This window comes from Bradyrhizobium sp. BR2003, from assembly GCF_009720285.1.
GTDB classification, from domain to species: Bacteria; Pseudomonadota; Alphaproteobacteria; order Rhizobiales; family Xanthobacteraceae; genus Bradyrhizobium; species Bradyrhizobium elkanii.
Window position 1 is genome coordinate 1 of the sequence record NZ_SMYJ01000034.1, and the last position, 12,628, is coordinate 12,628.

A 12,628-nucleotide genomic window follows, 5' to 3' on the forward strand; every position below is an offset into this window, starting at 1 on the left:
AGGCCTCGTCGCTGCGCACGGTGATGACGGTGCTGACCGTCCCCATGTAGTCGCAGCGGCGTCCGAAGGTGTATTGATTACCGACCTTCTCCGGCTTGTCCGAGACGCAGCTTCCGATCGGTCCCGAGGCAAAGGTCGCCTTCATGGCGTGGGTCGGGTCGACGCAGCGCGTCGTCTCCGCGTTAACCATCCGATACTTGAAGTTCTTGTTGGCGGTCCTGACCACATCGAGCGTTCGCACGAAGCGCCACAGACCTTTGCGGAAGCTCGGGCCAGAAAAGGCTTGATCGCCCTGAGCCGGCGCTGCTGCCGCGGCCCGGCCGTTCGCCGGTTGAGGAGCTTGAGTCTGCGCATGAGCTGCCAGCGCAGGCAGTGAGACAATCATCAGGGTCAGTAGCGAACGTGCGATGCCACCACGGAAGTCCATTCCCACCCCCGATGTCGTCCGAATGCGTTCGTGATGCGATCCGGTCAGCTCATTGAAGCAATCTCCGGAACACGACTCAATACATCACACCACTTGCAGGGCGAATTGTGGCCAGTAAAGGTGCATTAACGCTACCGGCCAGCTTGCAGCCGAATTCAGACTCACTGCAGCAAACTTGCAACACCTGACGCGCCATTCGCAATAGTGCCGGCCGATCTCCCCGCACCGCACTGGGCAGAGAGGTTTGACCTTAGAGGTTTTTTTTGCTCATTTAGCGCGAGATATTTTCCTCAATTACTTAGCCTATCGCTGGACGAGGGGGCACTGATGCGTATTCGATTTGGCTACACGGTCGCAGGCATTTTGGCCTTGGGCGCAACGCTGTTCGGCAACTCCGGGCCAGCGGCGGCAGCGGACCTTGGTCTGGTCACAAAAGCACCGGTCGGCACCTGCACCGAGATCGTCTTCACCTGCGAGAACGGCCATCAATATCCGCTGTGCCCCCGCGCTGTGTCGGTCGAGGGCGAAGTGGTCACGGCCTCCCTGCTCACCGGCCGTGGCGGCATCCATGTGCGGCACGTTCCGATGGGCGTCGGCTATCGCTATGCGGGCCGCGGCGTCTGGCTGGACGGCTTCCGGGAGAACGCGCTGCTCAACTTCGGCAAGCGTCACCAGGTGGCGTGCACCATCGCGCATTCCTGAGTTCGCGCTCTGCGTCGCTCCGATGGGCGTGACGCAGAGCACCTCAAGCGGCCGAACTCCTCACCCCTTGGTGCGGAGCACGACGCGCGACGAGCGCGAGAACATATACGCCTTCGGATTGACGTAGACCGGGCAGTAGTCCTGCCACTGGTACAGCTGCCAATTCCATTTCCAGCAGCCCGATACGATCTGGGGCTCTTGCACGTAGTCCAGCCGGTACGGCGGATCGCCAAACGGATAGTAGTCGCCGCACCGCGCCGCCGTCGAAGACAGAACGACGATGGAAGCGGCGGCGGCAATGATCACGGAAAATGACTTGTTCATAACGCCCCTCGATCGAATGACGTGACCGCGCGAGAGTGCCAAATCCGCCGGTCCTTATCAAGGTGCCGCCCGCCTCGTGACCGGCTCGCCGACTGTTCTAGACGGCGCGATTCTGCGTCGGCGCGCGGCCGCCGCCATCGGCGACCAGCACCGCGCCGGTCACGAAGGACGCCTCGTCGGAGGCCAGGAACAGGCAGCACGCAGCGATCTCGGCGGGCTCGGCCATTCGTCCGAGGGCAATGCGTCGTTCGACGCCGCGAATCTCGACATCGGCAGTGGTGCCGTTCTGGTCGGCGAGCAGCTGCATTTCATGGGCGCTCATCGGCGTGCGCACCCAGCCTGGCGCCACCGCATTGGCGCGGATGCCGTCGACGCCGTGCGCGTAGGCCAGGGAGCGCGTGTAGGCGACGACGGCCGCCTTGCTGGCGGCGTAGCTTGCGCTATCCGGGCTGGCATTGAACGCGGCAACCGAGGCGACGTTCACGATCGCGCCGCCGCGCTGCCGGAGCAGCGGCAGGGACGCGCGACAGACGCGCATCGTCCCCGTGAGGTTCACGTCGAGCGTTTTGGCCCAGACCTCGTCGGAGACGCTGGCGGGCTGATCCGGCACGATCAGGCCGGCGGCGTTGACCACGATGTCGAGCCACGCCCCGCAGGCGGTGACGGCCTTGGCGATGTCGTCAGGCTTTGTGACGTCGCCATGGATCGCCTGCCCGCCGCACTCCATTGCTGCGGCCCGCAGGTCGTCGTCGCCAAGGCCGAACAGCACGACGCGCGCGCCGCTCGACGCCAGCAGCGCCGCCGTCGCCCGGCCGATCCCCGTGGCTGCGCCGGTCACCAGCGCCGTCTTTCCGTCGAGCCGCGGCATCAGGGCATGATCCGAAAAAGTGGAAACCGGTTTTCCGAGAAGACCTTGCCCATCTAGACTCCCCACTGCCGTTCGACGGCAAATCCGGTTTCCGGCAGCGTCGAGCCGCCGTCGACGACGATGGTCTGCCCGGTAACGTATTTGGCCTCGGAGGAGGCGAGATAGAGCATCGCGCAGGCGATGTCGTCGGCGCTGCCCATGTGCCCCATCGGGATAAAGCGCTCGAGCTTCGCCCTGTTCTCCGGCGCGCTCATGGTGCCGCGGCCGGGCTTCTCGATGAAGCCGGCCTCGACGCCGTTGACCGTGATACCGTCGCGCGCGAGCTCGAAGGCGGCGCCGCGGATGAATGCGTTGACGCCGGCTTTCGCCGCCGAATAATGCGCGCCGCCGCCCATCGCGACGCGCGCGGAAACCGAGGACGTCACGAGGATGCGCCCGAACCTGACGGCACGCATGTGCGGAATTGCGGCCTGTGCGAGCCAGATGCTGGCGCTGAGGTTCAGCGCCAGCGTTTCCTCGAGTTTCGCTTCATCAAGCTCTTCAAGCGATGACCACGGACAGCCGCCGGCATTGTGCACGACGATATCGAGCCGGCCATATCTCGCGGCCACACTGTCAACCAGAGCCCGCAAGCTGCCGCGATCGAGCCCGTCGAACGGGACGCAATGCGCTGACCGTCCTTCGACCACAAGTTCGCGCGCCAGCGTCTCGGCCACATCAAGCGTCCGGTTGGCGATCACCACGGTCGTGCCGGCCTCTGCGAGCCGTCTGGCGATGGCGGCGCCGATCCCCCTGCCGCCGCCGGTGACGATGGCAACCCGGCCGTCAAGATTGAACGGAGGCGCCTGCATCAGATCGCTCCCGCGCCGCGCAGCAAGTCGATGAAACGCGCCAACACCGCCGAGTGTGTGTCGACGTCGCGCGCCGACGTCGCCGGACACATCAGCAGCATGGTGTGGAACGGGGTCACCAGAATGCCCTCGTTGATGTAGAACGCATGCAGCAGGGTCTCGAGATCGGGTTGCCGGCCGGCAATGACGTCGGCGCCGCTGCGTGGCGGCTGCGGCATGAACATGATCTCGGCGCGCGCGCCGATCTGCGTGACGTGCCAGGGCAGACCGGCCGACGCGATCAGGCGGCGAGCTTCCTGCGCAAGCCAGCTCGCGGTCCCGATCATCCGCTCGTAGTTCGCAGAGGTCAGCACCTTCTCCAGCACCGCGCGCATGGTCGCGACCGTCAGCGCGTTGCCGGCGAGCGTGCCGCCGAATCCAAGATGCGCCGACTGCCGTTCGCGCGGATTGACGTGGGGGACGATCTTCCAGAGCCGCTCCGCGATCTCGTGGCTGAGACCAAACACGCCGGCGGGGATGCCACCCGCGATCGCCTTGCCCGCGACGAAAATATCGGGCTCGAGCCCATGGCTCTCGGTATAGCCGCCCGGCCCGCAGGACAGCGTGTGGGTCTCGTCGATGATGAGGACGGCGCCGGCGCGGCGCGTCAGGTCACGCAACGCCCGGTGAAAACCGGGATCGACCGGGATCATGCCGAAATTCGTCATCAGCGGCTCGGTCAGCACGCAGGCGACGTCGCCATGCGCAAGCGCGGCCTCCAGCCCGGCGACATCGTTGAATTCGACGACCCGGCTCATGGCATCATGATCGATGCCGTTGGGGTGGATCATGTTGCGCAGGCCGACGCGGCCGTCGCGGATCTCGACATGCGCCTCCTCGACGCCGCCGTGATAGCAGCCGGAGAACACCAGCACCTTGCGCCGGCCGGTGATCATGCGCGAGATGCGGATCGCGGCGCGGTTGGCGTCGGTCGCCGACGTCGTCAGTGTCCAGTATTTCGGACCGAAGCGGCGAGACAATTCGGCGCCCACCCAAAGGCTGTCTTCCGTCGGCAGCATCATGGTCGCGCCACGCTTGAGCTGACCGAGCGCAGCCTCGGTCACCGCCTCGGGCGCGTGGCCGCACATGCCGCCGGTGTCGCCAAGGCAGAAATCGATGTAGTCGCGGCCGTCGATGTCCCTGATATGCGCACCCTGCGCCTCCTCGGCATAGACAGGGAAGCCGCCGGCCCAGCGCCGCATCCAGTGCGACGGGCCGCCGTAGAGGTAGTGCAGCCTTCCCTCCTGCCAGGCCGCGGCCGATCGCGGGTGCAGCACGCGAAAGCGCTCCTGCTCGGCATCGAGCAGTCGGTTCAGAACGCCGGCGCGTTCGGCAGTTGCGGCCGTCATAGCGCGATCCAGGCGGTCTTGAGGTCGGTATAGGCGTCGAGGGCGTGCAACGACTTGTCGCGTCCGAAACCGGATTGCTTGAAGCCGCCAAGGGGCACCGTGATGTCGGCGCCGCCATAGGCGTTGACGTGCACGACGCCGGCCTTGATGGCGCGCACCATGCGATGCGCCGTCGACAGACTTGCGGTCCACACCGCCGACGCAAGCCCATAGGGGGTCGCATTGGCGAGCGCTATGGCATCTTCCTCACCCTCGAACCGCGTCACTGCCAGCACCGGGCCGAACACCTCCTCGCGCCAGACCTGCATTGTCGGCGTCACCTCGGTGAGGATCGCAGGCGCCATGAAGTTGCCGCCGCTCTCGACGCGGATCTGCTCGCCGCCGACCAGCCGCGTCGCGCCCTGCGCTTCCGCGTGAGCAACGGCGTCCAGGTTCTTGCGCAACTGTGCTTTGCTCGAGATGGCGCCGATATCCGAGGTCAATTCGAGGGGATCGCCGACGCGGAGCTTGGCGGTGGCGTCGAGCAACTCGGCCATGAAGCGATCGTAGATCGAGGACTGCACCAGCAGCCGCGATCCGGCCACGCAGACCTGGCCGGAGTTTCTGAAGATCCCGCTCGCCGAGACCTTGGCCGCATGCCTGATGTCGGGAGCATCGGCGAACACGATGTTGGGCGACTTGCCGCCAAGCTCGAGATGGACACGCTTCAGGTTCGATCGCGCCGAGCATTCCAGGAGACGCCGGCCCACCGCACCCGATCCGGTGAAGGCGAGCACATCGACATCCATGTGCAGCGCAAGCGCCTCGCCGGCGGATGCGCCGCGGCCGGTGACGACGTCGAGCACGCCATCGGGTAACCCCGCCTCGGCCGCGAGCTCGGCAAGCCGCAGCAGCGTCAGCGACGCGAGCTCTGGCGGCTTGACCACGACCGAATTTCCGGCGGCAAGCGCCGGGCCGATCTTCCACACCCCGATCATCAGCGGGAAATTCCACGGCACGATCACACCGACGACACCAAGCGGCTCGCGATGCACGAGCCCGAGCACATCGCCTGAGGTCGGCGCGATCTCGCCATAGACCTTGTCGATCGCCTCGGCGTAGTAACGGATGGTGCCGGCGGCCGAGAGCGGTTCGGCCTTGTAGGCCATGCTGATCTCGGTGCCGTTGTCGCGCACGCCGAGCACCGCAATCTCGAGCGCGTGCCGCTCGACGAGGTCGGCAAATCGCAGCAACACCTTCTTGCGCTGCGCCGGCGCCGCGCGCGACCAGCTGCCCTGCTCGAAGGCCTGCCGCGCATGTCTCACTGCGGCGTCGACATCGGCCACGTCGCCGTCAGCTATGCTGGTCAATAGCTGACCGTCGATCGGCGACACGACATCAAGCCGTGCCTCGCTGATCGCGGGCGCCGGCCGGCCGCCGATGAAGAGCTGCTGGGCCGGAATGACCGCCGCGCGTAGTCGATCGATCTGGGCTTGCTGCATGCGAGATCATTATGACGATGACAAAAGCGGCTTCCGAGCAAGACCGCTGACACGGCGCAATCCTCGCCAAATCAAGGCTTTGGCAGCAATCAACCGATAGGTGGATGTCACGGCAAGGCCCGTCCCCATAGCGTGATCGCACGATGGCCGAGCGCTCCGCCTGCGTTATGCAAACCGGTTGTCACCCTCCCTTACGCCTGCCGGCGAGCCGAAGGTCATGCCTGAGATGACGCAGCCCCGCATTCTCCTGATCGGAACGGGAGACACCAAGGCCGACGAACTGCTGTTCATGAGCGAGTGCATCGCGCGCGCCGGTGGCCGAACCATCATGATGGACATCAGTGTGCTCGGCGATCCGCCGTACCAGGCGGCCCATGACAAGCACGCGGTCGCGGCCGCCGCACAGACCACGATCGAGGCGATCGCATCGAGCGGCGACGAGAATTCCGCGATGTCGCTGATGGCGGTCGGCGCCGCCAATCTGGCGCGCGCGCTCGCGGAGCGCGATGCCATCGACGGCGTCATCGCGATCGGCGGCACGATGGGCACCGACCTTGCGCTCGACGTCGCGCAGGCGCTGCCGCTCGGCCTGCCGAAGCTGATCGTCTCGACCGTCGCCTTCTCGCATCTGATCCCGCCCGAGCGCGTCGCCGCCGATCTGATGATGATCCTGTGGGCCGGCGGCCTTTACGGCCTCAACGGCACCTGCACCGCCGTGCTGTCGCAAGCCTGCGGCGCGATCGTCGGCGCCGCCAGAAGCGCAATCAAGCCGCGCAAGGACCGGCCGGTTGTTGCGATCACCTCGCTCGGCAAGAGCTGCCTGCGCTACATGGTCGAGCTCAAGCCGCAGCTCGAACGGCGGGGCTACGAGGTGGTCGTCTTCCACACCACCGGCATGGGCGGCCGCGCGATGGAATCGATCGCCGCGCAAGGTGGCTTTGCCGCGGTGCTGGACCTCAGCTTGCAGGAGGTCGCCAACCAACTCACCGGCTCGGTGGTCAATTCCGGCGCTGACAGGCTGGAGAATGCGGGCAGAGCCGGCATTCCGCAGATCGTCGCGCCGGGGGCGATCGACATGGTCGACTTCCCGGCATGGCTTGGGGTTCCGAACGAGCTGTCGGATCGTCCATTCCACGCGCATAACCGGCTGCTTGCGTCGGCAACGTCGGGATCCACTGATCGCCGACGGATCGCCCGCGCGATTGCCGAGAAACTGTCCCAGGCTAGCGCTCCGGTTGCCTTCGTGCTGCCCGCCGGCGGCATCCAGCAATGGGATCGCGAAGGCGAAGCCTTGCACGATTCCGACGCCCTCGCCGCCTTCGTCGACGCCATGCGATCGGCGATCAAGGCGCCGGTCGAGCTGCACGAGATCAAGGATCACATCAACAGCACCGTATTCAACGAAACGGTGCTCGGCATCTTCGACCGATGGGTCGCTGCCGGCATTGTCCCTCGCGGCCGCACCACGGCTGCCGCATGAGGAGGCCGCTTGCCCAGGCGCTGGTGCTCGACTTCGGCGGGGTGATCTCGAAGACATTGTTCGAGACCCATGACCTGACCGAGCGTACGCTCGGGCTCGCCCCGTGCACACTGAAATGGCTCGGACCGTTCGCGCCCGACGGCGATCCGCTCTGGACTTCCATGCAGAGTGGCGAGATCTCCGAGCGCGACTACTGGCTGACCCGCAGCCGCGAGGTCGGGCGCCTGGTCGGCGAGGACTGGCGCGACATGGAGACCTTCGTGAAACGCGCGCGCGGCGCCGATCCCGACACCGTGATCCGCCCCGAGGCAGCGCGCGCGATCACCCTCGTCGCCGATGCCGGGTTCCGGCTCGCCATCCTCTCGAACGAACTCGACCTGTTCTACGGCGCCGATTTCCGCAGCCGTCTTTCCATCCTCAAGCGCTTCGACACCATCGTCGATGCCACGCATACCGGAATCCTTAAACCCGATCCCCGCGCCTATCAAAGCGTGCTGGACGAACTGGCGCTGGACGCAGACAATTGCGTCTTCGTCGACGACCAGCGCCGCAACATCGCAGGCGCCGCCGCATGCAACATGCGCACGGTGCTGTTCGATGTGCGCAATCCGGCCGCGTCCTACAGCGAGGCGCTGCGGCATTTCGGGCTGCAATTCGACTAAAACGTTTTCGAGCGAAGTGGGAACCAGTTCGTGTGAAGAAAACGCGTCAAAACCAAAATCTGGAGCCCCGTTCCGATTCCGTCGGAACGGAAAAGGCTCTAGCCGGACAGAGAGCGATCATGCGCGACAGAAATTTCCTGGTTGAGAACAACGCCAAGCCGATCTGGCACCCGATGGCCCATCCCGCCGAAATGCGGGCGCAGCCGCCGCGGATCGTCATGAAGGGCAAAGGCGTTGAAGTCACCGATATCGACGGCAAGACCGTGATCGATGCGGTCGGCGGATTGTGGAATGTCAATCTCGGCTACAGCTGCGATCCGATCAAGCAGGCGATCGCGGACCAGCTCAGCGCCCTGCCGTATTATTCTGGCTTCCGCGGCACCTCGAGTGGCCCCTCGATCGAGCTCGCCTACGAGCTCACCGAATGGTTCAAGCCGGAAGGCATGGTGCGCACCTTCTTCACCTCGGGCGGATCGGACTCGGTCGAGACCGCACTGCGGCTCGCGCGGCAATACTGGAAGATCAAGGGTCAGGCCGATCGCACCAAGTTCCTGGCGCTGAAGAAGGGCTACCACGGCACTCATTTCGGCGGCGCCTCCGTCAATGGCAACGCCAATTTCCGTCGTAACTATGAGCCGATGCTGCCCGGCGTGTTCCACATCCCCGCGCCATCGACCTATCGCAATCCCTTCAACGAGACCGATCCCGCAAAACTCGCGCAGCTGTGTGCAGCGGCGATGGAGGAGGAGATCGCGTTCCAGGGCGCCGACACCATCGCGGCCTTCATCATGGAGCCCGTGCTGGGGGCCGGCGGCGTGATCGTGCCGCCGGACAGCTTCATGAAGCTGGCGCGTGAGATCTGCGACCGTCACGGCATCCTGATGATCGCGGACGAGGTCGTCACCGGTTTCGGACGCACCGGCGCGTGGTCGGGTTCGCGGCTCTGGGGCGTGAACCCCGACATGATGACGATGGCCAAGGCGATCACCTCGGGCTATTTCCCGCTCGGTGCGACGCTGATCGGCGAGCAGGTTGCGGAGGCCTTCGAGGCCGACACGACCACGTTCGGCTCGATCGGACATGGCTATACCTATTCCGGCCATCCGGTCGGCTGCGCCGCGGGCCTCGCGGCGCTCGCCGAGACCCGTCGCCTCAAGCTTGACGAGAATGCCGCCGCGCGCGGCGAGGAGCTCGCACGGGCGCTGGCCGCGCTCAAGGCGAAGCACGCGCTGGTCGGCGACGTCAGGGGCAAGGGCCTGATGGCCGCGCTCGAACTGGTCGCCGATCGCGACAGCAAGAAGCCCGCCGACAAGAAGACGATGGCGAAGGTTGCCGATGCCGCCTACGACGCCGGCGTGATGCTGCGCGTCTCCGGCAACAACCTGATCCTGTCGCCGCCCCTGATCCTGACGCCGGCCGACGTGAGGCGGATCGCCGAAGGAATCGACGCCGGGCTCTCAGCGGCTTCCTGACAGCGCACTCACACAAGTCATGGCACGCTCGAACAGCGCACCGTCAGCCTTGTCGCGGTCGAGGCAATCGGCCAGCGATGCGGCCGACATCGTCTGATCGGTGCAGAAGATGCGCATGAAGTCGGCCGCCAGCGCGACCCTGCGCGGCGCGGACTGTCGTTCCCAGTCACTACTGCTCAGATAGAGCAAGGACGCATCGTCAACACTGCTTTCGGGCGAAGCTGTCGCACTTCGCGCAGCCTGCCCGATCGCCAACAACAGCAGCAGCACGGGGGCCGTTGTACCGATGCAATGCACGCGACCGCCCATTTGATGTCCTGGCATTCGCCATCGAGGTTGACAGCGCAGCGATGCTGAAGCTTGTGCGCAACCGTGTCAACCGGCGATCAAGCTTGACCGGGTATCGACGCCCAATTCGGTCCCACTTTGGGCAAGCCTTCTTGACGCCAGCGGAGAAATTCAGCGAACGGCGCGCAAGGCGCGTCAAGTTCCACTGATCGCGCTCCGGCGGCCGTCGCATGCCATGATCATTGGCAAAGGGAGTTCCACATCGAGGTGAGATGTATCGCATGCACGATACTTGCACGCGAGAATCCGACCTCACTGAACACAACCCAGGATAGTAATATCACGCCGAAGTCACGCCACATGCAGAACATCACGATTGCAACCTGCCGCCACATAAGCGCCCTCAGTTGCTCCTTGAATGAATGCGAGCCGCATGATTGCAGCTTGGGACTCAGGGACAGCGATGATGCCGATAGCCGTACACTGGTCGATACGCCTACTTATTGTGCTTGCGACGGCAGTCTCCTCGTGCCCTGTCACCGCTCAGGTGAGCAAAAGCAAACCTTCCACCGTGGCGTCAGCGTCATCAGCCAAGGTCACATTGGGTGCTATCAGGTGGGACAATTGGAGTCTCGACAGTCCCTATGGGCAGGTCCTGGCTGACCCCGGATTGCGGGAGCGCACCCCATATTACGCAGAGCGCCTGCCGAATGGGCAATTGGGCTTTCCCGGAAACACCGAAAGGGCACTCAATGCGGACGTCCATTATGCGAAGTCCGCAGGCCTGGATTACTTCATCTTCGGCTACTACCTGGAGAGTTCCGCCTGGGGGCGTGATCCAAAGCGTGCCGTGGCGCTCAATCGCGCCATGGAGAATTTCGTTCGCCTTCCCAACAAGCTCGGTATCAAATACGCGTTGAATTTCAACCTGTCATTTCCTTCCCGTGACGTGCCAATGGTCAGCGATGCGATCACCAAGGCAGTGCGCGGGCCCGACTACATGCGCACGAACGACGGCTCGGCGCCCGTGTTCTTCCTGGTGAATACCATGACTCCATGGCTGAAAGGCCTCGGGGGCGAGGACAGCGCAAAGGCAGCCCTCAAAGACATCAGGGATCGTGTCAAGGCCGCGACGGGCCAAAATCTCTATCTGGTCGCCTTGCTCTTCAACTTGCCAGAAACAGGACCCGTGGCTCACAGGATCGGATTTGACGCGACCAGCACATATGCCACCGCCCTTGGGTCGAATGGAAAGTCCCTGCCCTATGCAAGTTGCGCCGCCCTTGCGCAGAGCGCATGGCACGCGGAAGCCAAGGATGGCACGGGAGGCTTCCTGCCAACCGTTACGCTCGGGTGGGATTATCGTCCGGCGTTGCGTGATCCGCAGGAAAAGAAAACTCGCAAGCCGAATCCTGATTGGTGCCAGCCCGCCACCGATGAGGAATGGACGCGGCAGATCCGCGGTGCGATCAGCGAGGCGGCCAGCAATCCGCGCAACGGTCGCTTCCAGAGCGTCGTGATTTATGCCTGGAACGAAAGTTCGGAAGGTGGCTGGATTCAGCCAACGTTGTCAGAGGGCGTACGACGGCTCAAGGTGATAGCCAGTGCGACGGGTCGGCATCCGACAATTCCGCCCTTCAAGCTCGTGTGGCCGACCCGGATTGACCCGAAGGCCTGCGCCGTTGCTTCGTCATCCATATCGACTACAACGGCAAGTGCTGGGTGCAAATCCGCCGATGACTCGATGACAACTGCGTGGCCATGTCCGCCGGGCATGCAGGTTGCCAGCGAGGAATTGCGCGAAGGGCCTTCAGAGGAAGGCGACGAAACACCGCTCATCTGGCGAGAGAGGCTCTGCTCACCGCGGGGCAAATGACAGCGACGATCCTATAGCGACAGGGGGTTCCAATGGATGAAGTCTGGAGTGATGAGAACAACTTCGTGGTCAACAACATGAAGTTTAATATAATTAGGCAGAACTTCAACGACGCCAGGACGACGAAAGACACCGTAGCGATCATCAAGAACCGCGGGATGATCGATCGGTACAAGAGCCTCATTCGCGAGAACGAGGTAACCAATATCCTGGAATTTGGTATCTTCGAAGGCGGCTCGGCTTTGCTGCTCGCTGCAATCGAAGAACGCATCAAATTCGTCGGTATCGACATCAGGCCTGCGAGCCCGGCGGTGCTTGGCCTGATACGGGACCACGGTCTGACGGATCGTGTAAAGCTTTACTACAATACATCGCAGGGTGACACCGCGCGTGTCCAGGACGTCATCAGGAAGGAATTCCCTGGACAACGAATCGATATGATCATCGATGATGCCTCGCATCAATACGAGCTCTCCCGAGCAAGCTTTGAGGCGTCGTTCCACTATCTCAAGAGTGAGGGTCTTTATCTGATCGAGGATTGGGCCTGGGCTCATTGGGAGGAGCCATATCAGACGCAGCAATGGACCGACATGCCGGCGCTCACCAACCTGATTTTCGAGCTCGTCATGCTCTGCGGAAGCAGGCCTGACATCATATCGGAAATGAGTGTTCAAAAGGCGATCGCGATTTTTCGCAAGGGTAGCCAGGAAGTCGGCAATTTCAGCCTGTCAAAGCTCTACCGTCATCGCAACAGATGGACCCCCGCCCTGTAGAGACGGCGTCTCACATGCATCTCGGGTGCACCCAAC

At 63.9% G+C, this 12,628-nt stretch carries 12 protein-coding genes and 1 pseudogene; 6 read left to right on the forward strand and 7 right to left on the reverse strand.

The features are described from left to right. Positions 1 to 427 (reverse strand): annotated as a pseudogene (locus tag E2I15_RS28510) (hypothetical protein); the annotation flags it as partial. A gap of 327 nt (positions 428 to 754) precedes the next feature. Between E2I15_RS28510 and E2I15_RS28515 the strand changes: the two are divergent. Then, a complete protein-coding gene (locus tag E2I15_RS28515) occupies positions 755 to 1,129 on the forward strand; it encodes a hypothetical protein (RefSeq protein ID WP_016845748.1) in 375 nt (124 codons plus the stop codon). A 60-nt stretch (positions 1,130 to 1,189) separates the two neighbouring features. Here E2I15_RS28515 and E2I15_RS28520 read toward each other — a convergent pair whose 3' ends face one another. The 5 genes from E2I15_RS28520 to E2I15_RS28540 form a co-directional block, all read right to left on the reverse strand. Beyond that, positions 1,190 to 1,453 carry a hypothetical protein gene (locus tag E2I15_RS28520; RefSeq protein WP_076826182.1) on the reverse strand — a complete coding sequence of 88 codons (264 nt, stop codon included), beginning with the start codon at positions 1,451 to 1,453 and terminating at the stop codon, positions 1,190 to 1,192. Between the two features lie 97 nt (positions 1,454 to 1,550). Next, positions 1,551 to 2,321 carry an SDR family NAD(P)-dependent oxidoreductase gene (locus E2I15_RS28525; protein ID WP_137476233.1) on the reverse strand — a complete coding sequence of 257 codons (771 nt, stop codon included), beginning with the start codon at positions 2,319 to 2,321 and terminating at the stop codon, positions 1,551 to 1,553. A gap of 53 nt (positions 2,322 to 2,374) precedes the next feature. After that, positions 2,375 to 3,172 carry an SDR family oxidoreductase gene (locus E2I15_RS28530; protein ID WP_137476234.1) on the reverse strand — a complete coding sequence of 266 codons (798 nt, stop codon included), beginning with the start codon at positions 3,170 to 3,172 and terminating at the stop codon, positions 2,375 to 2,377. Further along, the gene (locus E2I15_RS28535) at positions 3,172 to 4,560 is read right to left on the reverse strand and encodes a transaminase (RefSeq protein WP_137476235.1); all 1,389 of its coding nucleotides are present in this window, start codon (positions 4,558 to 4,560) and stop codon (positions 3,172 to 3,174) included. The genes E2I15_RS28530 and E2I15_RS28535 overlap by 1 nt, the downstream gene beginning before the upstream one ends. Continuing rightward, positions 4,557 to 6,041, reverse strand: a complete 1,485-nt coding sequence (locus E2I15_RS28540; protein ID WP_137476236.1) for an aldehyde dehydrogenase — start codon at positions 6,039 to 6,041, stop codon at positions 4,557 to 4,559. Before E2I15_RS28540 ends, E2I15_RS28535 begins: the two co-directional genes overlap by 4 nt. A 217-nt stretch (positions 6,042 to 6,258) precedes the next feature. Here E2I15_RS28540 and E2I15_RS28545 point away from each other — a divergent pair, with 217 nt between their 5' ends. The 3 genes from E2I15_RS28545 to E2I15_RS28555 all read left to right on the forward strand — a co-directional run bounded on the left by E2I15_RS28545 (position 6,259) and on the right by E2I15_RS28555 (position 9,655). Continuing rightward, a complete protein-coding gene (locus tag E2I15_RS28545; protein ID WP_137476237.1) occupies positions 6,259 to 7,521 on the forward strand; it encodes a Tm-1-like ATP-binding domain-containing protein in 1,263 nt (420 codons plus the stop codon). Continuing rightward, the gene (locus tag E2I15_RS28550; RefSeq protein ID WP_137476238.1) at positions 7,518 to 8,183 is read left to right on the forward strand and encodes an HAD family hydrolase; all 666 of its coding nucleotides are present in this window, start codon (positions 7,518 to 7,520) and stop codon (positions 8,181 to 8,183) included. Before E2I15_RS28545 ends, E2I15_RS28550 begins: the two co-directional genes overlap by 4 nt. Positions 8,184 to 8,302: 119 nt before the next feature. Then, positions 8,303 to 9,655, forward strand: a complete 1,353-nt coding sequence (locus tag E2I15_RS28555; RefSeq protein ID WP_137476240.1) for an aminotransferase class III-fold pyridoxal phosphate-dependent enzyme — start codon at positions 8,303 to 8,305, stop codon at positions 9,653 to 9,655. Here E2I15_RS28555 and E2I15_RS28560 read toward each other — a convergent pair. Continuing rightward, positions 9,641 to 9,925, reverse strand: a complete 285-nt coding sequence (locus E2I15_RS28560; RefSeq protein WP_155262616.1) for a hypothetical protein — start codon at positions 9,923 to 9,925, stop codon at positions 9,641 to 9,643. The two genes, E2I15_RS28555 and E2I15_RS28560, sit on opposite strands and share 15 nt — an antisense overlap. A gap of 688 nt (positions 9,926 to 10,613) precedes the next feature. Between E2I15_RS28560 and E2I15_RS28565 the strand changes: the two genes are divergently transcribed. Both E2I15_RS28565 and E2I15_RS28570 read left to right on the forward strand, forming a co-directional pair. Then, on the forward strand, positions 10,614 to 11,819 hold the full coding sequence (locus E2I15_RS28565; RefSeq protein ID WP_137476242.1) for a glycoside hydrolase family 71/99 protein: 1,206 nt from the start codon (positions 10,614 to 10,616) through the stop codon (positions 11,817 to 11,819). 32 nt (positions 11,820 to 11,851) lie between these two features. Then, the gene (locus E2I15_RS28570) at positions 11,852 to 12,592 is read left to right on the forward strand and encodes a class I SAM-dependent methyltransferase (RefSeq protein WP_137476243.1); all 741 of its coding nucleotides are present in this window, start codon (positions 11,852 to 11,854) and stop codon (positions 12,590 to 12,592) included. Positions 12,593 to 12,628: the final 36 nt, after the last annotated feature.

Excerpts from the sequence above, each read along its gene's own strand:
- E2I15_RS28515 (WP_016845748.1), top strand. The coding sequence starts at position 755 with ATGCGTATTCGATTTGGCTACACGGTCGCAGGCATTTTGGCCTTGGGC.
- E2I15_RS28520 (WP_076826182.1), bottom strand. The coding sequence starts at position 1,453 with ATGAACAAGTCATTTTCCGTGATCATTGCCGCCGCCGCTTCCATCGTC.
- E2I15_RS28525 (WP_137476233.1), bottom strand. The coding sequence starts at position 2,321 with ATGCCGCGGCTCGACGGAAAGACGGCGCTGGTGACCGGCGCAGCCACG.
- E2I15_RS28530 (WP_137476234.1), bottom strand. The coding sequence starts at position 3,172 with ATGCAGGCGCCTCCGTTCAATCTTGACGGCCGGGTTGCCATCGTCACC.
- E2I15_RS28535 (WP_137476235.1), bottom strand. The coding sequence starts at position 4,560 with ATGACGGCCGCAACTGCCGAACGCGCCGGCGTTCTGAACCGACTGCTC.
- E2I15_RS28540 (WP_137476236.1), bottom strand. The coding sequence starts at position 6,041 with ATGCAGCAAGCCCAGATCGATCGACTACGCGCGGCGGTCATTCCGGCC.
- E2I15_RS28545 (WP_137476237.1), top strand. The coding sequence starts at position 6,259 with ATGCCTGAGATGACGCAGCCCCGCATTCTCCTGATCGGAACGGGAGAC.
- E2I15_RS28550 (WP_137476238.1), top strand. The coding sequence starts at position 7,518 with ATGAGGAGGCCGCTTGCCCAGGCGCTGGTGCTCGACTTCGGCGGGGTG.
- E2I15_RS28555 (WP_137476240.1), top strand. The coding sequence starts at position 8,303 with ATGCGCGACAGAAATTTCCTGGTTGAGAACAACGCCAAGCCGATCTGG.
- E2I15_RS28570 (WP_137476243.1), top strand. The coding sequence starts at position 11,852 with ATGGATGAAGTCTGGAGTGATGAGAACAACTTCGTGGTCAACAACATG.